Annotated in this window: 16 protein-coding genes; 3 read left to right on the forward strand and 13 right to left on the reverse strand. The window is 72.6% G+C overall.

From position 1 onward, the window contains the following. Positions 1-3: 3 nt before the first annotated feature. From dnaK to K4B79_RS01230, 8 genes are all read right to left on the reverse strand, one after another. Complete coding sequence (dnaK, locus tag K4B79_RS01195; protein WP_232024253.1) at positions 4-1,869, reverse strand: molecular chaperone DnaK; 1,866 nt, start codon at positions 1,867-1,869, stop codon at positions 4-6. Between the two features lie 60 nt (positions 1,870-1,929). Then, a complete protein-coding gene (locus K4B79_RS01200) occupies positions 1,930-2,688 on the reverse strand; it encodes a glycerophosphodiester phosphodiesterase family protein (protein WP_232024254.1) in 759 nt (252 codons plus the stop codon). A 7-nt stretch (positions 2,689-2,695) separates the two neighbouring features. After that, complete coding sequence (locus K4B79_RS01205) at positions 2,696-4,069, reverse strand: hypothetical protein (protein ID WP_232024255.1); 1,374 nt, start codon at positions 4,067-4,069, stop codon at positions 2,696-2,698. A 104-nt stretch (positions 4,070-4,173) separates the two neighbouring features. Next, a complete protein-coding gene (locus K4B79_RS01210) occupies positions 4,174-4,602 on the reverse strand; it encodes an OsmC family protein (protein ID WP_232024256.1) in 429 nt (142 codons plus the stop codon). An 87-nt stretch (positions 4,603-4,689) separates the two neighbouring features. Further along, positions 4,690-6,420 (reverse strand): vWA domain-containing protein, encoded by a 1,731-nt coding sequence (locus K4B79_RS01215; RefSeq protein WP_232024732.1) that lies wholly within the window; start codon positions 6,418-6,420, stop codon positions 4,690-4,692. 59 nt (positions 6,421-6,479) lie between these two features. Next, positions 6,480-7,541 (reverse strand): ATP-binding protein, encoded by a 1,062-nt coding sequence (locus tag K4B79_RS01220; protein WP_232024257.1) that lies wholly within the window; start codon positions 7,539-7,541, stop codon positions 6,480-6,482. 314 nt (positions 7,542-7,855) lie between these two features. After that, positions 7,856-9,955 carry a phage holin family protein gene (locus tag K4B79_RS01225; protein ID WP_232024258.1) on the reverse strand — a complete coding sequence of 700 codons (2,100 nt, stop codon included), beginning with the start codon at positions 9,953-9,955 and terminating at the stop codon, positions 7,856-7,858. An 85-nt stretch (positions 9,956-10,040) separates the two neighbouring features. Next, entirely contained in the window at positions 10,041-10,442 is a 402-nt protein-coding gene (locus K4B79_RS01230; protein WP_232024259.1) for a hypothetical protein, read from the reverse strand. 83 nt (positions 10,443-10,525) lie between these two features. Between K4B79_RS01230 and K4B79_RS01235 the strand changes: the two genes are divergently transcribed. Together K4B79_RS01235 and K4B79_RS01240 are read left to right on the forward strand one after the other, a co-directional pair. Then, a complete protein-coding gene (locus K4B79_RS01235) occupies positions 10,526-11,299 on the forward strand; it encodes an MBL fold metallo-hydrolase (RefSeq protein WP_232024260.1) in 774 nt (257 codons plus the stop codon). Further along, the gene (locus K4B79_RS01240) at positions 11,296-11,916 is read left to right on the forward strand and encodes a DedA family protein (protein WP_232024261.1); all 621 of its coding nucleotides are present in this window, start codon (positions 11,296-11,298) and stop codon (positions 11,914-11,916) included. The genes K4B79_RS01235 and K4B79_RS01240 overlap by 4 nt, the downstream gene beginning before the upstream one ends. 95 nt (positions 11,917-12,011) lie before the next feature. On the opposite strand, the gene K4B79_RS01245 is transcribed toward K4B79_RS01240, so the two are convergent. The 4 genes from K4B79_RS01245 to K4B79_RS01260 form a co-directional block, all read right to left on the reverse strand. Continuing rightward, positions 12,012-13,064 (reverse strand): MBL fold metallo-hydrolase, encoded by a 1,053-nt coding sequence (locus K4B79_RS01245; protein WP_232024262.1) that lies wholly within the window; start codon positions 13,062-13,064, stop codon positions 12,012-12,014. Beyond that, a complete protein-coding gene (locus tag K4B79_RS01250) occupies positions 13,061-14,311 on the reverse strand; it encodes an aminotransferase class I/II-fold pyridoxal phosphate-dependent enzyme (protein WP_232024263.1) in 1,251 nt (416 codons plus the stop codon). Before K4B79_RS01250 ends, K4B79_RS01245 begins: the two co-directional genes overlap by 4 nt. Before the next feature lie 185 nt (positions 14,312-14,496). Beyond that, a complete protein-coding gene (locus K4B79_RS01255) occupies positions 14,497-15,174 on the reverse strand; it encodes a hypothetical protein (protein WP_232024264.1) in 678 nt (225 codons plus the stop codon). Between the two features lie 180 nt (positions 15,175-15,354). Continuing rightward, positions 15,355-16,152, reverse strand: a complete 798-nt coding sequence (locus tag K4B79_RS01260; protein WP_232024265.1) for an RNA polymerase sigma factor SigF — start codon at positions 16,150-16,152, stop codon at positions 15,355-15,357. A gap of 268 nt (positions 16,153-16,420) precedes the next feature. Here K4B79_RS01260 and K4B79_RS01265 point away from each other — a divergent pair, with 268 nt between their 5' ends. Next, positions 16,421-18,217: a thiamine pyrophosphate-requiring protein gene (locus tag K4B79_RS01265; protein WP_232024266.1), complete on the forward strand. Its 1,797-nt coding sequence runs from the start codon at positions 16,421-16,423 to the stop codon at positions 18,215-18,217. A 72-nt stretch (positions 18,218-18,289) separates the two neighbouring features. Here K4B79_RS01265 and K4B79_RS01270 read toward each other — a convergent pair whose 3' ends face one another. After that, positions 18,290-20,239: a protein-arginine deiminase domain-containing protein gene (locus tag K4B79_RS01270; protein ID WP_232024267.1), complete on the reverse strand. Its 1,950-nt coding sequence runs from the start codon at positions 20,237-20,239 to the stop codon at positions 18,290-18,292. Positions 20,240-20,455: the final 216 nt, after the last annotated feature.

The raw sequence follows: 20,455 nt of genomic DNA on the forward strand, positions 1-20,455 counted from the left end.
CCGTCAGGCGGCGCCGCCCTTCTGGTCCCGGTCGTCGTCGACGATCTCCGCGTCGACCACGCCTTCCTCCTCCTGCGCCGCACCGGAGGGCTGCCCCGAGTCGTCCGTGGGGGTCTGCTGGGCCTGGGCGTACATCGCCTGGCCCATCTTCTGGCTGACGGTGGCGAGTTTCTCGACGCCGGTGCGCAGGGCGTTGGTCTCGGCGTTCTCCTGGAGGAGCTGCTTGAGTTCGGCCACCGCGGACTCCACCTCGCCCTTGGTGTCGGCGGGCACCCGCTCCTCGTTCTCGCGGACGAACTTCTCGGTCTGGTAGACGAGTTGCTCGGCCTGGTTGCGGGTCTCGGCGGCCTCGCGGCGCTGCCGGTCCTCCTCGGCGTACTGCTCGGCCTCGCGCATCATGCGGTCGATGTCGTCCTTGGGCAGCGCCGAGCCGCCGGTGACGGTCATCTTCTGCTCGCGACCGGTCGCCAGGTCCTTCGCGGAGACGTGCATGATGCCGTTGGCGTCGATGTCGAAGGCGACCTCGATCTGCGGCACCCCGCGCGGCGCGGGCGGCAGCCCGGTGAGGTCGAAGACGCCGAGCTTCTTGTTGTACGCGGCGATCTCGCGTTCGCCCTGGTAGACCTGGATGCCCACCGAGGGCTGGTTGTCGGTGGCGGTGGTGAAGATCTCCGAACGGCGGGTGGGGATCGTGGTGTTGCGTTCGATGAGCTTGGTCATGATGCCGCCCTTGGTCTCGATGCCCAGGGACAGCGGGGTGACGTCGAGCAACAGCACGTCCTTGACGTCGCCGCGGATGACACCGGCCTGGAGGGCCGCGCCGACGGCCACCACCTCGTCCGGGTTGACGCCCTTGTGCGGCTCCTTGCCGGTGAGTTCCTTGACCAGGTCGGTGACGGCGGGCATGCGGGTGGAGCCGCCGACGAGGATGACGTGGTCGACGGCCGAGAGCTTCACGCCGGCGTCCTTGACCGCCTGGTGGAAGGGTGTCTTGCAGCGGTCGAGGAGATCGGCGGTCAGCTCCTGGAACTGGGCGCGGGTCAGCTTCTCGTCCAGGTGCAGGGGGCCTTCGGCGGAGGCGGTGATGTAGGGAAGGTTGATCGTCGTCTCGGAGGAGCTGGACAGCTCGATCTTGGCCTTCTCGGCGCCCTCGCGCAGCCGCTGGAGGGCCATCTTGTCCTTGCCGAGGTCGACCCCGGTCTGCCCCTTGAACCGTTTGACGAGGTGCTCCATGACCCGCTGGTCCCAGTCGTCACCGCCGAGGTGCGTGTCGCCGTTGGTGGCCTTGACCTCGATGACGCCGTCACCGATCTCCAGCAGGGACACGTCGAAGGTGCCACCGCCCAGGTCGAAGACGAGGACCGTCTGCTCCTCGCCCCGGTCCAGGCCGTAGGCGAGGGCGGCGGCGGTCGGCTCGTTGATGATCCTCAGGACGTTCAGACCGGCGATCTCCCCGGCCTCCTTGGCGGCCTGCCGCTGGGTGTCGTCGAAGTACGCCGGCACGGTGATCACGGCGTCCGTGACGTCCTCGCCGAGGTAGGACTCCGCGTCCCGCTTGAGCTTCTGCAGCACCCGCGCGGACAGCTCCTGGGCCCGGTAGCGGGTGCCGTCGACGTCCCCCTCGTCCGGGAAGCGCCAGTGCGCGTCGCCCATGTGGCGCTTGACCGAGCGGGCGGTGCGTTCGACGTTCGTCACGGCCTGCCGTTTGGCGACCTCGCCGACGAGCACCTCGCCGTTCTTGGCGAAGGCCACCACCGACGGTGTGGTCCTGGCCCCCTCCGCGTTGGCCACGACCGTGGGTTCGCCGCCCTCCAGGACGGCCACCACCGAGTTCGTGGTCCCGAGATCGATTCCGACCGCACGTCCCATCGCTGTCCCCTTCCGCCAGGGAGTTCCCGCACTCCAGCACAAAACTTGAGTGCGCCGCTGTCAAGGGGACGGGTACCCCAGGGGGCGCTCGTCGTGCCGTCCGCCTCTGAGGGCGACGGCGCGGCGGGGGCGGTCGGTGATCAGGACGTCGACGCGCGGGTGGTCGAGGAAGGCCCGCATCAGGGTGTCGTCGTTGACCGTCCACACCATGGTGAACAGGTCGTGGCGGACCGCCTCGCGCAGCACGGTGGTGCGGGCCAGCCGCTGGTGCACGGCCACTCCGCCCGCGCCGCAGGCGCGCACCCGGCGCATCGGCAGCAGCTCGCCGAGCCGGGTGCCCAGCAGCCGGCCCCGGGCGATCTCCCCGCGGTCCCGGCCCAGCGACAGGGCCGTGCGCACGCGCGGGAAGTCCCGGGCGATGGCGGCGACGGAACGGTCCTCCAGGGTGGTGGCGACGAAGCCGTCCTCGCCGAGCAGGGCGACGGCCCGGTCGATCAGCTCGCGCTCGTAGCCGGTCTCCTTCAGGTCCAGGTGGCCCCTGAGCTTCCCGGCGATCAGGGACATCACCTCGTCCACGACCGGCACGGCGTATCCGGCGCGCTCGCTCAGCTCGGCGTGGGTGATCCCGCTCAGCGGCGGCCCGCCGTGCCCCACCCGGGGGTCGTGGTAGACGACGAGGACGCCGTCCTTCGTACGCCGGATGTCGAACTCGACGTACTCGGCGCCGGTGCGCAGCGCGTCCTCGTACGCCTCCCAGGTGGCGGCGCGGGCGCGCTCGGATCCGCCGCGGTGGGCGGAGACGGCGGGTCGTCGGGTCATACGGCGGTCAGCCTCCCGACGGCGGTCGAGGAGCGGGTACCGGGGAGGGGGCGTTCGTGGGCGGGTCCAGCAGCGAGCCGGAGCGCCTGCTGACCCGGCGCAGCAGGAGGTATCCGACGACGGCGAGGGCGATGAAGGGCAGCCAGGCCAGGACGTACGCCCAGCCGTAGGCGTGCAGGTCGAAGATGGACCGCCGGTTGTCCACGGTGGAGGCGTTGACCCCGAAGAAGGCGAGCAGCAGCGTCGGCGGCAGGGCTATCCCGGTGGCCACCGCGACGAGCGCCGAGACCGTACGGTCCCTGCGGTCGTCCCGCTCCGCGAGCTCGGCCTCCAGGGCGGCCGAGCGGGCGCTGATCACCGAGGTGAGACGCTCGACCATACGGGCCGAGTTCTCCAGGCTGTCGGGGATGCCGAGGGCGTCCCGCAGCGACGACTGGAAGACCTCCATGACCATCTCCGGGATCAGCAGGCTGTCGACGTACGCCTCGACGCCGAAGGCCAGGTCGAGCTGGAGTTCGTTGACGCCGTCGGAGAGCCGGGAGATCAGCGAGCGGATCTGGTACGGCGACTGGGCCACGGCCTGTTCGTTGGCGCGCATGGTCTCGAAGGCGGCCAGCCGGGTGCGCTGCAGCACGGCCAGGGCGGAGACCATGCCGAGCGCGACCAGGGTCAGGCCGTTCTCCACGTGCTCGGCCCAGCCGGCGTGGACGGAGACACCCCGGCCGTGCGCGGAGAGCGTGGCGCCGTGGTTCCTGAGGTTGGGCGGCACGGCGGGCACCGAGGCGAGGGGCGCGCCCATGCGGCCGCGATAGAGGATCCGGTGCAGCACGGCAGGTGCCTCGGCCGGGTCGGCGCCCAGCAGGTCCTGGCGCAACTCACCGCCGGGGAAGACGAGTTGGTGGACGTTCTGTCCGAAGGCGAGCGGTTCCACGGAGGTCAGGCGCCGGTTCAGCTCGGCCGGCAGCGGCTGGTCGCCGAGCATGATCCGGTCCCGGTCGAAGCAGGTCGTCGCGAGCCAGGCGGCCAGCGCCTCGGGCGGGGTCTGCCCGGCGAATCCGCAGTCCAGGGCCAGGGTCATGTCACCGCGCGGGGTGGCGAGGACGGCGATCTGCACGGACGCCAGGTCGAGGCCGTGGTCGCCGTGCGGCAGCCGCAGCCGGGCCGGTGCCACCTCCTCGACCAGCACCGGCACGGGAAGCACCGCCTCGCTGGACTTCAGGTGCAGGGCGAAGCGGCCGAAGTCGAACCGGTCGACGAGGCTGCCCAGCGCGGGCCGCCGCGCGCCCAGGCGGCCGGTGAGGCTCAACAGCACCAGGACACGGGTGAGTTCACGGGTGCCGGAGTCGAGGGCCGCGGCACTGCTGGACGTCTCCGGAATCATCGTGTTTCCTCCCGCACCGCCGAATTGATACCCCGGTCCCCGCGCACGAACCGACGGTGCGCGAGCCCCCTCCTGGGCGGCCCGCGCACCATCCGGTCACGGCGTCAGGCGAGCTTGGCGTCCAGGGTGATCGGGACGGCCTTCAGGGCCTGGCTGACCGGGCAGTTCACCTTGGCCTGCTCGGCGGCGGCGACGAAGCCCTCCTCGTCCAGGCCCGGCACCGTGCCCTCGACGGTCAGGTGGATGCCGGTGATGCCCTCACCCGGCTGGAAGGTGACGTCGGCGGAGGTGGTGAGCTTGGTGGGCGGGGTGCCGGCCCCGGCCAGGGCGTGCGAGAACGCCATGGAGAAGCAGCTGGAGTGGGCGGCGGCGATCAGCTCCTCGGGGCTGGTCTTGCCGTTCGCCTCCTGGGTGCGGGCGGCCCACGTCACCGGCTGCTGACCGATGGCGCCCGAGGAGTCGAAGCTGACGACGCCGTTGCCCTCGAGCAGGCTGCCTTCCCAGACGGTGTGTGCGGAGCGCGTGGTGGCCACGGTCATTCCTTTCGTAAGGTCCCGATCAGAGGATTCCTTCTCGGTCCCGATGCCGGGTTTGCGGACTCCATCCGATCACACTCCGGGTCAACTCACGTAAAAGACCGGCCCACGCGCGGTGAACGGCAGCCGTGCTCCGCGCGGGATCAGATAGGCGTGCTCGCGGCGCACCCTGAGCACGTCGCACCAGCCGTCGGTGATCACCAGGACGGGGGCGCCGGGCGGGAAGTCGTCCGCGCGGTGCAGCAGGTCGACGCCGGGCTGCAGCACGGTCCCGCCGCGGCCGTGCACCCGCACCCGGCCGGCGATCTCGGTGACCGGGAGATAGCCGGCGTCGTGCGGGGCCGCGTCGCAGAACACGACCCGCGCGGCCGGTACGTCACGGGCCTCGGCGTACGAGGCGATCGCGCCGAGGGCCTTGCCGAGCAGTACCCGGTCCATCGAGCCGGAGGTGTCCAGGACGACGCCGAAGGTGCAGCGGGCGACCTCCTCGGGCGGGAAGTACCGTCCCGCCCGAGGGATGTCGGGGGTGGCGGCCTGGCGGCGCGCGGGACGGGCGTAGGTCCGTACCGGTTCGGGGCGGGGCACGAACTCGTCGAACCAGCGGGCCAGCCGGGCGTCCCAGGGCAGTGGCGGGTGGCTGAGCGCGCGGATCTCCTCGACCAGGCCGCCGGGCAGGAAGCCGCGCTCCTGCCGCTGGTGCAGGTCCAGGCCCTGGCGCAGGCCCCGCCGGTAGAACTCGTCGAGGTCGACCTGGTCGCGGGGCGGGCCGAGCGGGGCGCCCAGGATGTCGCCGGCGCCCTTGCCGCGCAGGGTGGCCAGCCGGCGCATACGGCGCAGGTCGCCGGCGATACGGTCGTAGACCTCCTCGGCGGACAGGCCGGCCAGGCGCCGGTCGTGCAGCAGTCCCTCGGGCATGGTGCCGACCTGCATCTCGTCCAGCCAGCCGTTGATGACGTAGTCGCAGGCGATGTTGAAGAGGTAGGGGTCGCGGGCGCCGCAGCGGTCGCCGTGGCGCAGGGCGGCGTGGAGCATCTCGTGGGCGAGGATGAACCGCCATTCCTCGTCGTCGAAGTGGCGCAGCGGATTGATGTAGATCTCCGCGGCCTCGGCGTTGACGGCGGCGATCGCGATGCCGTGGGCGTGGGCGATCTCGGCGTCGGCGACCAGCTTGATGCCCGCCGCGATACCGCCGAGCAGGGGGTAGGAGGAGACGAACCAGCTCAGCGCCTTCTCCCAGGGGCGTTGTGGGGCCGGCTGCCCGCTGAGGGAGTCACGGCGGCCGCCCGCCATGTCCATCGCGGCGGACACCGTCCGGGTCAGCGCGGTGGCGAACGCCAGCTGCCAGTCGCGGGGCTGGGACAGGCCCTCCCATCGCAGCAGCAGCTGGTCGGGCTCGGGGCCCGCCGTACCGCAGTGTTCGTAGACGGCCGGGATGCCGTCGCGCCGCCAGCGGGCGGCGAGCTGGTCCTCGTCGCCGTCGGGGTAGGCGGCGGGCAGGTGCTCGGGCGTCCCGCCGACCCGGAAGCCGAGCAGGAAGCGGTTGACGACCACGCAGCGGGCGGCGAGGTCGTACCGGTCGGGCTGGGTGCGCTCGCCCTTCACCGCCGGGACGTGTCCGAAGCCCAGGTGGAGGACGGCGTGGGCGAGCGCCCACGCCCACGCGGCGGGCTCGGCCAGCCGGGCGGGGTGGGCGTGCAGGTCGCCGTCGGAGTCGACGACCACGAGACCGTCCCGGGGCGCGAGCTGGCACTCCTCGTGACGGCAGACGTCGAACTCGACGGCCGCGAGGGCGGGGTTGGTCCGCATCAGCCGCATGCCCTCGGCGAAGGCCTCGCCGGCGAGGTCCCGCTTCTTGCGCGCGGCCGACTTGCGGCTCACCGGCGCGCCTCCACGAGCCGCGGCATGTCCCGCGCCGCCTCGACCAGGAACCACGAGGGCAGGACGGGGTTGCCGTCGGTGTCGGAGGCGATGACGGTCTGGGCCACCTCGACGGAGATCTCCGCGAGCTGCACGAGCAGCGACTTGGCGCGGTAGGCGGTCTGGCGGCCGTTCGCCGACATGTGGTCCTTGCTGACCGGCAGTTCCTGGATCAGACGGCCGCGGAAGGACTCGGCGAGGTAGTAGAGCAGGTCGCGGTCCTCCAGCCGGTTCGGCCAGCGGGCGTCGCCCTTGATGATCGCCTCGATGCCGTACCGGCTGCGCACGATCTTGACGTAGCCGCAGAACGCGGTGGCGTGCGCGGGCGTCAGCGTGCCGTGCGCGAGGACCTTCAGGGTCTCCTCGTCCAGGCCCTGGCCGAAGGAGTGCAGGGCGTCGGAGAGCATGTGCCAGGAGCGGGGCGTGGAGAACGGCTCCTCGGTCTTGGGCGGCTTGGACCACAGGTGGTCGGGGCGGTCGGTGAGGTGGTCCAGGATCCACGGGTGGATGCCGTGGTTCGCCGCCCAGGCCAGCCAGTCCTTGGCGGAGGCGCCCAGGTGGACGTGGGTGAGGCGGTTGACGAGCGCGGAGGCGATGGGCCGGGCCAGCGCGTTGTCGGTGGCGCGGTTGCCGGCGCCGATGACGATCGAACCCTTGGGGAGTTCGTAGTTTCCGATACGACGGTCCAGGATCAGCGAGTAGAACGCCTTCTGCACGTCCGGGGTGGCCGCGTTCAGCTCGTCCAGGAACAGGCAGTACGGCTCGTCCCGGGCGATGGACTCCGGCGGGCAGAACACCGAGCGTCCGTCGCGGATCTGGGGGACGCCGATGAGGTCCTCGGGGGCGAGCTGGGTGCCCAGCAGGCTCACGCACTCCAGGCCCAGGGACTCGGCGAACTCCCTCACCAGGGAGGACTTTCCGATTCCGGGGGCGCCCCAGACGAAGACCGGCCGCACGGTGGCGAGGCCGAGCAGCAGTTCGGGCAGACGGGAGGGCGTGACGGTGACGGCTGCCTGCAAGAGGCTTCTCCTAGGGGGATGTTCGAGACGGACGCACAGGTACGCGACGTCCGGTGCGAACAGTGTGCGCGCCCGCCCGCCGCGGACGCAGCCGATTTTCCGGGCGGCACCCCGGGCCGCGTACCACCGGAGCCGCCGACGGATGGGGCGGGACGAGACGCCCGGGGTGACCGGAATGTGCCCTGGGCAAACCCGCCCGGCGGTGGCACGGTGAGCGACGGTCCTCCGTGAGAAACCGCTTCTTTCGTTCATGGGGGTACGAAAGGAGCGGCGGAGGGAGTGGGTTCAGGGCCCGTGTCCTGGGACACGGGCCCTCAGGCGGCGCGTCTGTCGGGGCGTCCCGTCAGGGGGACCTGGGGGCCGTCCGCCTCGCGCAGCCAGCGGCGCAGGACGCGGTGGATGTGCTCGGCGCCGGTGAGTTCCTGTCCGTCCTCGACGGGTGCGGAGAGGCCGAGCGGTGAGAGCAGGAACGGCCGGCCCTGGGCGCCGCCGAGTCCGCCGTGCGAGCCGATCTGCTCCTCGAAGGCGAGCACCTCGCCCTCGGCCGGGTCGTACCAGGAGTTGACCATGATGTCGGCGGTGTGCGGGAAGGAGTGGGTGCGCCGGACGGCGTCGACGGCACCGGGTCCGAAGTCCGCCAACGGGCCGGGGTTGTCGTCGAGTTCGTCCAGGGGGATCTCGGTGCCGAAGGGGCCGAGTACCACCCCGTCGTGCTCCTCGCTGCGCACCAGCAGGAAGCCGATGCCGGGGTGGTTGGCGAGGGTGGTCAGCAGGGCGGGATGGCGGGCGTCGATCTCCTCCTTGCTCATGCGGTGCGGCACGTCGGGGAAGGAGACCAGGCCGAGGTTGCCGGAGGCCAGCACGATCGGCTCGGAGCGGCGGCTGGAGGGGCGGTACTGCTCGCCGCCCTCCTCGACCGGCCGACGCAGTGCGGCACGGACGGCGGCGCGGGCCTCGGCGCCACTGTGCGTGCGCTCCGCCCTGCGCGGCACGGGCAGTCCGCAGCCGGCCCGGACCAGGTCGCCGAGGGTGAGTCCGTAGCGGGCGCGGAAGGTCTCGCCGGGGCTCTGGCCGTGGTCGGACAGGACGACGATGCGGTAACGGCGCGGGGCGTGCTCGGCGACGTTCTCGATCAACGCCAGGGAGCGGTCGAGGCGTTCGAGGACCTTGGCGGCGTCGCGGCCGGTCGGCCCGGAGTGGTGGGCCACCTCGTCGTAGGCGACCAGGTCGGCGTAGACGGCGGTGCGGCCGGCGAGCATGTCGCCCGTCACCGCGGCGACGACGACATCGCGTTCGACGACGGTGGCGAAGGCGCGGATCAACGGGTAGAGGCCGCCGCGGCCGACGCGCGGGCGGACCTGGTGGACGCGGGTCCGGGTGGACTGCCCGATCTCCCGGCCCACCTCGGCGACGAAGGACATCGCGGTGCGCACCGCGTTGGCCGGGTCGGAGAAGTAGGCGAAGTAGCCCGCGCGGGACCGCGTCTCGCGGCTGCGGCGCCGGGTGGCGATGGACAGCACGAGGGCCTGCTCGTCGGCTCCGCCGCTGAAGAGGTTGCCGCGGCTGGCGCCGTCTACGGTGAGCAGCCCGCCGTCACCGGTGGCCGCGACGGCTCGGCGCTGGAGCTCGGCGGCGCTGGTCGGGCGGTTGCAGACCATCACCTCCCGGCGGTCCTTCTCGTACCAGCGGAACGCCGGCACGTCGTGGTTGCTGCCGTGCAGGATGCCGAGCTGGCTGGCGCCGGTCTGGCTGGACCAGTCGGTGCGCCAGGGGGTGAGCCGGTGGGTGGGTTCGCGCCGCCCGGTGTCGGTGCCGCTCTTGGCCAGCCAGCGGGCCACGGTGGGCATCAGACCCCGGCCGACCGCGTCGAGGAGCACGTCGTGGCCGACGCCGTCGAGCTGGATGAAGACCATGCCGGGACTGGCGGGCGAGGCGGGGCCGGATCTGCGGCGGCGGTCGGCCAGACGGTACAGCCGGCGCCGGTAGGCGTCGTCGTCGCGGACGGCCAGGGCGGCGCCGGTGGCCGAGGCGACGGCGGACATCACGGCGGCGACGACCACGGCGGTCTCGGGGGCGGCGTCGCCCTGTTCGGCCGGGTTCAGGCGCAGCGCGAGCAGCAGCAGGGCGCCGTTGAGGAAGAAGACCAGCAGGCCGAGGACGAGGGCCGGCACGAGCAGCAGCAGCCGGACCAGGAGCGGCCACACCAGGGCCGACAGCAGACCGAAGGCACCGGCGCCGAACGCGGCCGTGACCGCGATCCGGGTCGCGCTGTCGCCGTCGGCGGACTGGAGCCGGAAGTCCGGCAGGATCCCGGCGAGCAGCAGCATCGTGAGGGTGGAGACGATCCACACCGCGACGCTCCGCCCGATCTGACTGGCGACCCGGCGCCAACGCCCTCCACCCACGCCCAGCACACCTCACGTCCTGGCCCGTCGTCGGTGCGGGCCCGGTCCAAGACTGTCATACGGACTGCCGGGCGCCCCCGGGATCCTCGGCGGGTCAGCGGCCGTCGTATCCGGCCGTCGGCATCGACAGCCGGCGGTGGACCCGGGCCTTCATCTGGGCGTCGTACGAGGGTTCCGCGAAGCCGACCGTCTCGACCCGCACCCCGCGGCGGCGGCACTCGTCGAGGAACTCCTCCACGGAGGACAGCGCGCTCTCCAGGACCCGGCGGCTGGGCGCCACGAAGAGGTCGGTGCCCGGCCGCACGCCGTCCCACAGCACGCAGTGGTCGGGGCGCAGTCCGCGGACCAGCAGTTCCCGCCGGACGGTGTAGCCCCGCTCGGCGGCCCAGCGGGCGCACATCGCGTGCTGGCTGCGGGAGTCCACCAGGAAGGGATCCGCGTCCAGCTCCTCCAGCGGCGTCAGACTCGCGATCGCCGTGACCCGAACCGGTCCCATGGTGTCCCCCTCACCTCCGGGTTTCGCCGCCGACCCTACTCCAGCCCGTAGGCTTCGGGGAGTCGCGCGAAGGAGGCAAAGAGGTGCCGGTGGAGATCACCTGGTGGGGTCACGCCACCTGCACGCTCACGGATTCGAACGTGCGCGTGCTCACCGACCCTCTGTTCGCCCGCAGGCTGGCGCATCTGCGGCGGCGCCGCGGCGCGCTGCCGCCGCCGACCGCCTGGCGCGCGGACGTGGCGCTGGTCTCCCATCTGCACGCCGACCACCTGCACGTCCCCTCGCTGGCGCGGCTCGCACCGGGCACGCGCCTGCTCGTGCCCCGGGGCGCACCACGGCAGGTACCGGGGCTGCGCCGGCTCGCGCATCTCCAGGTCCACGAGGTGGCGCCCGGCGACGAGACGCGCGTCGGCGACCTGCTGATACGCGTGGTGCCCGCCCTGCACGACGGCCGCCGGCTGCCGCTCGGACCGCACCGCTCCCCCGCCCTCGGCTACGTCGTCGAGGGCGAGGCCCGCACCTACTTCGCCGGGGACACCGGGCTGTTCGACGACATGGCCAAGGAGGTCGGGCCGGTCGACGTGGCGCTGCTGCCGGTGGGCGGCTGGGGGCCGTACCTCGGTGAGGGGCACCTGGACGCGGGGCGCGCCGTGGAGGCACTGACGCGGCTGGCTCCGCGCAGCGCGGTGCCGGTGCACTACGGCACGTACTGGCCGATCGGGATGGACGCGGTGCGCCCGCACGAGTTCCACACGCCGGGCGAGGAGTTCGTGCGCCTGGCGGCCGAGCGGGCGCCGGAGACCGAGGTGCACCGGCTCGGACACGGCGAGAGTGTGCGGCTGGAGGTCGCGCGGTGACATGGCTGGCCGCCGCGTCGACGGGGGTGACGCCGGAGTCCACGCAGCAGGCGATCGGGTATCCGACGTTGTTCCTGCTGGTGTTCCTCGGGGCGTTGGTGCCGGTCGTGCCGACCGGGGCGCTGGTGAGTTCGGCGGCGGTGGTGGCCTTTCACCAGTCGCTGCCGTTCGCCCTGTTGTTCGTGTTCGTGACCGCGTCGCTGGCCGCGTTTCTCGGGGACATCGCCCTGTACTGGCTGGGGCGGCGCGGGATGGGGTCGAAGAACGGCTCGCGGTGGCTGGAGGCGATCCGGTCCCGGGCGCCGGAGGAGCGGCTCGCCCAGGCGCAGGGGAAGTTGGCGGAGCACGGGGTGTCTGTGCTGGTGCTGTCCCGGCTGGTGCCGGCTGGTCGTATCCCGGTGATGTTGGCCTGTCTGATGGCGAAGTGGCCGCTGCGGCGATTTGTGCGGGGGAACGCGCCCGCGTGCCTCGCCTGGGCGGTGACGTATCAGGTGATCGGGATTCTGGGTGGGTCGCTTTTCGAGGAGCCGTGGGAAGGTGTTGTCGCGGCGGTCGCGCTGACTGTGGTGATCAGCGCGGCGCCGACTGTGTGGAAACGGGTTCGGTCTGCGGGGTGAGGGTGCGTTGCGGGGTGCGGGTCGTATGTGGCTGGTCGCGCCCACGCGGCGGAGCCGCAAATCGATACAGCCCCGCGCCCCTGAGCTTGCGATCCCTAGCCGGCGATATCCAGCACCCTTGAGCCTCCTACCGGTAGGTCCCACAGGTCCTCGCGGGACAGGCCCGCCTCAGCCCACGCCGCCCGTACCCGCGTCAAGGGCTCCAGGACCGGTTCCGCCGACAGGACGAACGTGGCCCAGTGCATGGGGGCCATCCTGCGTGCGCCCAGGTCCTGGGCTGCTCTGACCGCTTCCTCCGGGTCGCAGTGGACGTCGCTGAGCCACCAGCGGGGGTCGTAGGCGCCGATGGGGAGGAGGGCGAGGTCGATGCCGGGGTAGCGGCGGCCGATGTGGGTGAACCAGTGGCCGTAGCCGGTGTCGCCGGCGAAGTAGAGGCGGTGGCCGTCGGGGGCGGTGAGGACCCAGCCGCCCCAGAGGGAGCGGCAGGTGTCGGTGAGGGTGCGCTTGGACCAGTGGTGGGAGGGGACGAAGTCGAAGCGGACGCCGTCCAGTTCGGCGGCCTCCCACCAGTCGAGCTCGGTGACGGTGGTGAAACGGCGGCGGCGGAACCAGGCGCCGAGACCGGCCGGTACGAACACCGGGGTGTCGCGCGGGAGGCGGCGCAGAGTGGGGGCGTCCAGGTGGTCGTAGTGGTTGTGGCTGATGACGACGGCGTCGACGGGCGGCAGCGCGCTCCAGGGGATGCCGACCGGGGTGATGCGGGCCGGGGTGCCGAGGATGCGGCGGGACCAGACCGGGTCGGTGAGCACGGTGAGCCCGCCGATCCGGACGACCCAACTGGCGTGCCCCGCCCAGGAGACGGCGACGGTGCGGGCGTCCGCGCGGGGCAGCGGGCCCGGTGCGTAGGGCAGCCGGGGGATGTCGGCGAGGCCCTCCCGGCCGGGACGGATGGATCCTTCGCGGGCGAAGCGGGCCATGGCCTTGAGGTTGGGCAGCGGGGCGGTCAGACGGTCGTGGAAGCTCCGCGGCCAGCTGCGGCGTTCACCGATCGGTCTGAGGGCGGCGGGGGGTGCGAGGGGGGACAGGGCCGCCGGGCCGCCGGCTTCCTGGGCGGGCGTGCTCGTGGTCGACTCTGACTGCTGCGTCATCGAGGAGGCTCCCATCGCTGAGCGTCGTCGCGGAGATCGTCGAAGACCGATTCCAGAAGGATCAACGCCTGTCGCACATGCGGCAGTTCCAACGGCGCGGGTGATACGAGGCATTCCGCGCGTTCCTGGTCCGTGCCCGCCAGCAGCGCGCCGGTGGACAGGCGGACGCGCAGCGCCCCGAGGTCGTCGCCGAAGCGGTGGCCGCCCGGGGCGGGCATGGCGAGCCGGACGGCGAGGAAGTCCTCCAGTTCCTGGGCGTCGCCGACCCCGTGGGCGGCGAGCGCGGAGCGCAGGGGGCCGAGATCGACGTAGAGATGGCGGCCGGCCTGCGGGGGCCGGGCCACGGCGCCGGCGGTGACGGCGACGGTGTGCGCGGCGGCGGCCACGCGCGCGTGCAGGCGTACGGCGGCGGCGACGCGGTCGGTGACCGGCTCGGGCTCGGTCAGCGCGTGGGCGGCGGCGACGGCGACCGGTGCGGCGACGCGGGCGCCGAGGGCGGTGAGGACGTCGAGCACGCGCGCGTGCAGGCCGTCGCCGTTCGCCTCGGCCACCGGGAAGCGGGCGACGGCGGCCGGCCAGCCGGGCGGCAGCAGGGCGCCGGCCAGGTCGGTGACGACGGTGACCTTCTCGGGCAGCATCTCGGCCGGGCTGAGCAGCACGGTGTCGTGGGGCGCGTGCACGGTGTCCCGCCAGGTCTCGTCGCTGACCAGGTGCAGTCCCTCGCCCGCGGCGGCCTCCACGGCTTCGTGCACCAGTTCGGGCGGCGCCACGGTGGCGGTCGGGTCGTCGGCGACGGACAGCACCAGCAGCCGCGGGTCACCGCCCTCGGCGCGGACCCGGCGCACGGTCTCCAGGAGGGCGTACGGATCCGGGACGCCCCCGCACTCGGCCGCCGTCGCGACATGGAAGACGCGCCGTCCCAGCAGACGGGCGTAGGGCGCCCACCAGGCGGCACAGGGGCGGGGCACCAGGACGTCCCCGCCGAGCGCGGCGGTCAGCGCGAGGAGCAGGGCGGGCGCGCCGGGACCGGCCACGGCGCGGTCGGGCCCGGTGGGCAGTCCGCGCCGGTCCCAGTAGCCGCAGGCGGCCTCCAGCAGCGCGGTGCCGCCGCCGACCGGCTCACTGCCGCCACGCGCCGCCGCTGCGGCCAGGACGGCGGACAGCTCGGGCAGGACGGGCAGCCCGTCGTCGGGGAGCGGCGGCCCGAAGCGGACGGGGCCGCGGCTCTCCAGGTCCGTCCGCGGCATCCGTACCTCCGTGGGGGGCTCTGCTGATCCGCCGCCGGTCGCCGTCCGGCGGGTCCTTCGCTCGCGTGTCCAGTGACCCGTGCGGTGCGGGTCGGTCCTCGGGCTCTGAGTACCCAGGGAGGCGCCCCGCCATGGGCGTCCGGAGGGGTTGCGCCGGTCACACGGACGCGCGGACCGGCCTCGGCTCAGCCGTCCGCGGGTCCCGGCTCCCTGCGGCGCAGCCGGTGCACGGCGGCCCCCAGCGCACCCGCGATCAGCAGCCCTCCGGCCACCAGCGCGGGCACGGAGTCGGTGAACGCGCCGCCCGCCCCGGCCCGGACACCCCGCTGGACGGCCGCGCCGGAGCAGGACGGGTCGTGGGGGTCGGTGTGCGGGTCGGTGCACGGGCGGGCGGGGGCGCAGGAACTCCCCCGTGTCTGCGTGCAGTGCCCGCCGCTCCCCCGGTTCACCGTGAACGTGGCGCTCCACTGTTTGCCCTGCCCGCCCGGCGCCACCGGACAGGTGCCGTCCACGGTCCACGCCGAGTCCCGGCCCACCGCGTCCACCTCGCCCTCGAAGTTCTGCGCGGGGGCGATCCGGGCGGTACCGCTGTAGGCCGGACCGGACACCTCGTCGTCGTTGCCGGGCACCAGCTGAAGCTTGACGGTGCCCGTGTCGAAGGCCTGCGAGGTGGCGTCCATGGTGGCGGGCGGGGTGCCGCCGGTCGGATCGCAGGACACCGACACGGTGACGCTGCCCCCGGGCGACACGGCGCTCGGACTGACCTCGGCGGCCGGCTCCGCGAGGGCGACCGGCCCGGCCGCCCCCAGAACGGCACCGGCCAGAACGGCGACGGACAGGACGCGTGCGCTGCTGCGGCGCATGGGGTGAGCTCCTTAGGCCGACGGCTGCGGGGACACGGCACTCGTGCCCCCACAGCCATCACAGCCCGCCCGCCTCACCCCCGCGCGCGGCCGGACACCATTAGCGGGACGGTGTCGGCCAAGCGGGTGACGTGCACGCCCCGCGCCCGCACGGCGCCAGGCGGCGACGTCCTCACAGCCCTAGGCGGCGATGTCCCGCATCACCTGCTCGCGCACTCGCCCGCAGCACCGGCTGATCAGGCGGGACACGTGCATCTGCGAGATCCCCAGCTGCTCGGCGATCCGGCTCTGCGTCATGTCGCCGAAGAACCGCATGTAGAGGATCGCCCGTTCCCGCTCGGGCAGGGCCGCCAGCCGGGACTTCACGGCCTCCCGGTCCACGACCGTGTCGAGCGCCGGGTCGGGCGAGCCCAGCGCGTCGCTCAGGGAGTACCCGTCCTCGCTGCCGGGCAGCTCCGCGTCCAGGGACAGCGCGGTGAAGCTCTCCAGGGCCTCCAGGCCCACCAGGACGTCCTCCTCGCTCATGTTCGCGCGCTCGGCGATCTCCGCGACGGTGGGCCTGCGGCCGGAGATGGTCTGGGACAGGTCCTGGGAGGCGAAGCGGACCCGGTTGCGCAGGTCCTGGACGCGGCGCGGCACGTGCAGGGTCCACATGTGGTCGCGGAAGTGCCGCTTGATCTCGCCGGTGATGGTGGGCACGGCGTAGCTCTCGAAGGCGTTGCCGCGCTCGGGGTCGTACCGGTCGACGGCCTTGACCAGGCCGAGGGCCGCGACCTGGCGCAGGTCCTCGTAGCTCTCGCCACGGCTGCGGAAACGTCCGGCGAGCCGTTCGGCCATGGGCAGCCAGGCCTCGACCACCTGCTCGCGGAGCGTGTCTCGCTGCGGGCCGGGGGGAAGCTCTGCGAGCTTGCGGAACGCCTCTGCCGTGTCGGGTGCGTCGTCGTGCGGGTGGTGCTTCGCGCTCACTTTGGTCGGCATGGTGCGTCGCAACTCCCTAGGAGGTGCTCTGGGTTGGACGGTCACCGTGGGAGTGCGGACGTGGGCCGGACGGATGGGTACGCCGTCGCGGCGGACAGCCGCTCCCACGGACGTGCCTCCGGTCCGAAGCACTGACAGTGCGCCTGCCCCCGGCCTCCGGGCGCAAACACGGGGCGGGCGGACGCGGACCCGGGGCAGGTTTTCGGCGGACGCGCGGGGTGACTCGTAGGACTGCTGCCTGTGTCATCCATGTCCGGGAGGTCCGTCCATGAGCACCAAGGTCTCCGACCACGTCCTGGCGCGGCTGCGCGAATGGGGTGTGGAGCACGTCTTCGGTTATCCCGGCGACGGCATCAACGGTCTGCTGGCCGCGTGGGGGCGAGCGGACAACCAGCCGCGTTTCATCCAGTCCCGGCACGAGGAGATGTCGGCGTTCCAGGCGGTCGGCTACGCCAAGTTCAGCGGCCGTCTCGGAGTGTGTGCGGCCACCTCGGGACCGGGTGCGATCCACCTGCTCAACGGGCTCTACGACGCCAAGCTCGACCATGTGCCGGTGCTGGCGATCGTGGGGCAGACGCACCGCACCGCGATGGGCGGCTCCTATCAGCAGGAGGTGGACCTGCACACCCTCTTCAAGGACGTCGCCTCCGACTTCGTGGAGACGGTGACGGTCCCCGAGCAGCTGCCGAACGTCCTGGACCGGGCGATCCGCACGGCGTACGCGCGCCGCAGCCCCACGGCGATCATCATCCCGGGGGACGTGCAGGAGCTGGACTACTCGGCTCCCACGCACGAGTTCAAGATGGTGCCCTCGAGCCTGGACCGCAGCTCCTGGACGGCCGTGCCCTCGCAGGAGTCGCTGGAGCGGGCGGCGGAGATCCTCGACTCCGGTGACAAGGTGGCCGTCCTGGTCGGTCAGGGCGCGTCCGGCGCGCGGGCCGAGGTGGAGCGGATCGCCGAGCTGCTCGGCGCGGGCGTGGCCAAGGCGCTGCTCGGCAAGGACGTCCTGAGCGACGACCTGCCCTATGTCACGGGCTCCATCGGCCTGTTGGGCACCCGGCCCTCGTACGAGCTGATGCGGGACTGCGACACCCTGCTGACCATCGGCTCGTCGTTCCCCTACACGCAGTTCCTGCCGGACTTCGGCACAGCGCGCGGGGTGCAGATCGACATCGACCCGCACATGGTCGGGATGCGGTATCCGTACGAGGTCAATCTCGTCGGCGACGCGAAGGCCACGCTCCAGCGGCTGATCCCGATGCTGGACGCGGAGCGCGGAGAGCGCGACTGGTACGAGGCGGTGTGCGACAACGTACGGCGCTGGCGGGACGTGATGGAGCGGCGGGCGCGGCTGTCGGCCGACCCGATCAACCCCGAGTACGTGGCGCACGCCCTGGATCCGCTGCTGCCGGCCGACGCCATCGTCACCTCCGACTCCGGTTCCACGGCGAACTGGTACGCGCGGCACCTGACGATGCGGCCCGGGATGCGCGGCTCGCTGTCGGGGACGCTGGCGACGATGGGCTGCGGGGTGCCGTACGCCATCGGCGCGAAGTTCGCGCACCCGGACCGGCCGGCGATCGCGCTGGTCGGGGACGGTGCGATGCAGATGAACGGGATGGCGGAGCTGATCACCGCGGCGAAGTACCGCGATCTGTGGGAGGACCCGCGCCTCGTCGTCGCCGTCTGGAACAACCACGACCTCAACCAGGTGACGTGGGAGATGCGCGCGATGGAGGGCGCCCCGTCCTTCCTGCCCTCGCAGCAGCTGCCGGACGTGCAGTACGCGGCGTTCGCCCGCTCGCTGGGTCTGACCGGCATCCGGGTGGAGAAGCCGGAGGACGTCGAGGCGGGCTGGCGGGCCGCTCTGGAGGCCGACGGTCCCGCGGTCGTGGAGTTCCTCACCGACCCGGCCGTGCCGCCGATCCCGCCGCACGCCACCTGGGAGCAGATGGAGGCCACGGCCGAGTCGATCCTCAAGGGCGACGCCGACCGGGCCTCCGTGGTCAAGCAGGGCTTCAAGGCGAAGGTGCAGGAGTTCCTGCCGGGCCGCGAGAAGAAGTGACCCGGCTCTGGCTCACGGCTCCGGTACGACCGGCTGCGGCACGGCAGGACTACGGCAGGACTGCGGCTACGGCTACGGCTTCCACCAGGCGGCGGAGGCGTCGCGCAGGGTGTTGGTGCCGCAGTGGATCTCGCCCATGCCGAGGTGGTACGTGTACCAGTCGTCGACGTACGAGACCTTCATGCCGGCGCGGGTGTACGCGGCCGTGACGGCCTCGGTGAAGATGTCCTTGCCCCCGATGACGGGACCCCACTGGCGCGGGGCGAGGTAGCGGTCGCGGGAGAGCAGGATGCCGTTGACGGCACCCGGGACGTAGGCGCTGGTCGAGACGGTGGGAGCCGGTGCGGCGGAGGGAGTCAGCGAGGTGGAGGGAGCCGGTGCGGCGGAGGACGTGCCCTCGGACATCTGCCGCTGCTGGCCGTGCCGTGTGGCGGCCTCCGGTTCGGCCCTGCCGCCGAGACGGCTGAGCAGCGGCACGCGCGTGTCGGCGCTGTCCTGCACGATGCCCCGGGTGTAGAGGGCGGGCACCGGGACGATCTCCTCGTCGGTGACGCCCGTCTCGCGCTTGAGGATCTCCAGGTTGGCGGTGATCTTCCGGGCCGCCATCCGGTTGTCGGACACGAGGTACCGGGAGGCGAGGGCCTGGTCGATGGTCTCCGCGGGGGCGTGGGTGCCGTCGAAGCCGGGGACGGAGAACATCTTCTTCGCCCCGTGACCGTCGCGCTGCGCGTCGCGCAGGAGGCTCAGTCCGGCCTCCGGGTCGGCGATGGCGATCCGCCAGCCGCGCGGGGTGTCGGCCGGCAGGAACTGCACGAACTCGTCGACGTGCCCCACGTGCAGCCATGAGGTGTCCAGCAGGAGCGGGTCCTGCAGGCCCTGGGACTTCAGCAGGGTGCGTATCTCCTGCGAGGGGCGGACGCCGCTGCCGTCCTTGCGCTCGCCCATGATGATCCGGCCGGCCGGGAACGAGCGGCCGCCCTGTGCGTAGGGCGGGATGGTCTCCAGGTTGCCGTAGGAGTTCAGGGTCTCCCAGCCCTGCATGTCCCGGCCCTTGGCCTGCACGACGCCGATGTCCGGGCCGCGCAGCTTCTCGTAGAGCTCGCGGCCCGCCTCGCGGTCCTGGGCGGAGCGCAGCATCACCCGCATCGTGCGCTGCCGTCCGTCCGGGCCGGTCATGGTGAGGTAGGCGGGCTCGACGAAGTCCTGGGCCCAGATGTCCCCGTACTTCTCGAAGGTCACCAGCGGCTTGGTGATGCCGGCCAGCCGGCCCTCCTTCTCCAACGCCCCGACGAACTCGCGCTGGCGCTTGGCCCAGGCGTCGTCGCCGCGGGCCTTGGTGACCATCAGCTGCTGGGTGTCCTGGCGGGCGTGGTGGGTGAGCAGCGGGGCGGCGCGCAGGGTGACCGTGTCGGAGGCCTCGCCGGAGGAGGACGTGATCTTCAGCCGGATCGCCACCCGGCCGTCCCACTTCGCGCTGTCGCGGATGACGTCCTTGCCCTCGACGCCGAACTCGATGCCGCGCCGCAGTTCGGACCGTGTCAGCCGGGTCTGCGCGGTGACCGGCTTCCAGGCGCCGAGCCGGTTGACGAAGACCCGGGTCTGCGCGGCCCCCGTGGTGACCTGGACGCCGGCCCGGGCGTCGGAGGGCAGGTTCGTCATCGGCAGCGAGCGCACCCGGGCCAGGTCGGCCGCGTCGGCCTTGCCGTTGACCTTCGTGTCGGACGCGTCGTTGCAGGCGGTCAGCTGGGCGTCGGACAGCGGACGGCCGCCGGGCCCGGTGGTCGGGCAGCGCTTGCCGTCGTCGTCGATGTTGGGCAGGAAGACCGCTCCCCGCCCGACGGACCAGGTGTCCTCACCGGCGGTGTCGGTGTCACCGGTGAGGTCGACCCGCCCGTCGCGGTCGACGTCCGCCCTCAGGTCGACACGCAGCGGTGGCTCCGCGTACGCCAGGGTCGGGGGTGTCAGCGCCGCCCCCGTCGCGGAGAGGGCGAGCACCACCCGTACAGCGTTTCTCTTGCGCACATCGCGTCCTTTCGTTCCGAGCGGTTCTCCTCCGCCGAGGAGAATGAGTCGGAACGGGCGCTGTGCGTTGCCTGTGAGGTGAGAAGTCCTCCTTGGTGATGAGGAATTGAGAAGGAGGACTACCACTTTCGGCAGGGGAGCGCCCCGCCGACCGGCGGGGCGACGATGTACCTGGAGGGCGTTAACTAGCGGGCGGGTGAGGGGAGTTGCCGCTGT

Source organism: Streptomyces lincolnensis (genome assembly GCF_021173675.1).
GTDB lineage: Bacteria > Actinomycetota > Actinomycetes > Streptomycetales > Streptomycetaceae > Streptomyces > Streptomyces lincolnensis_B.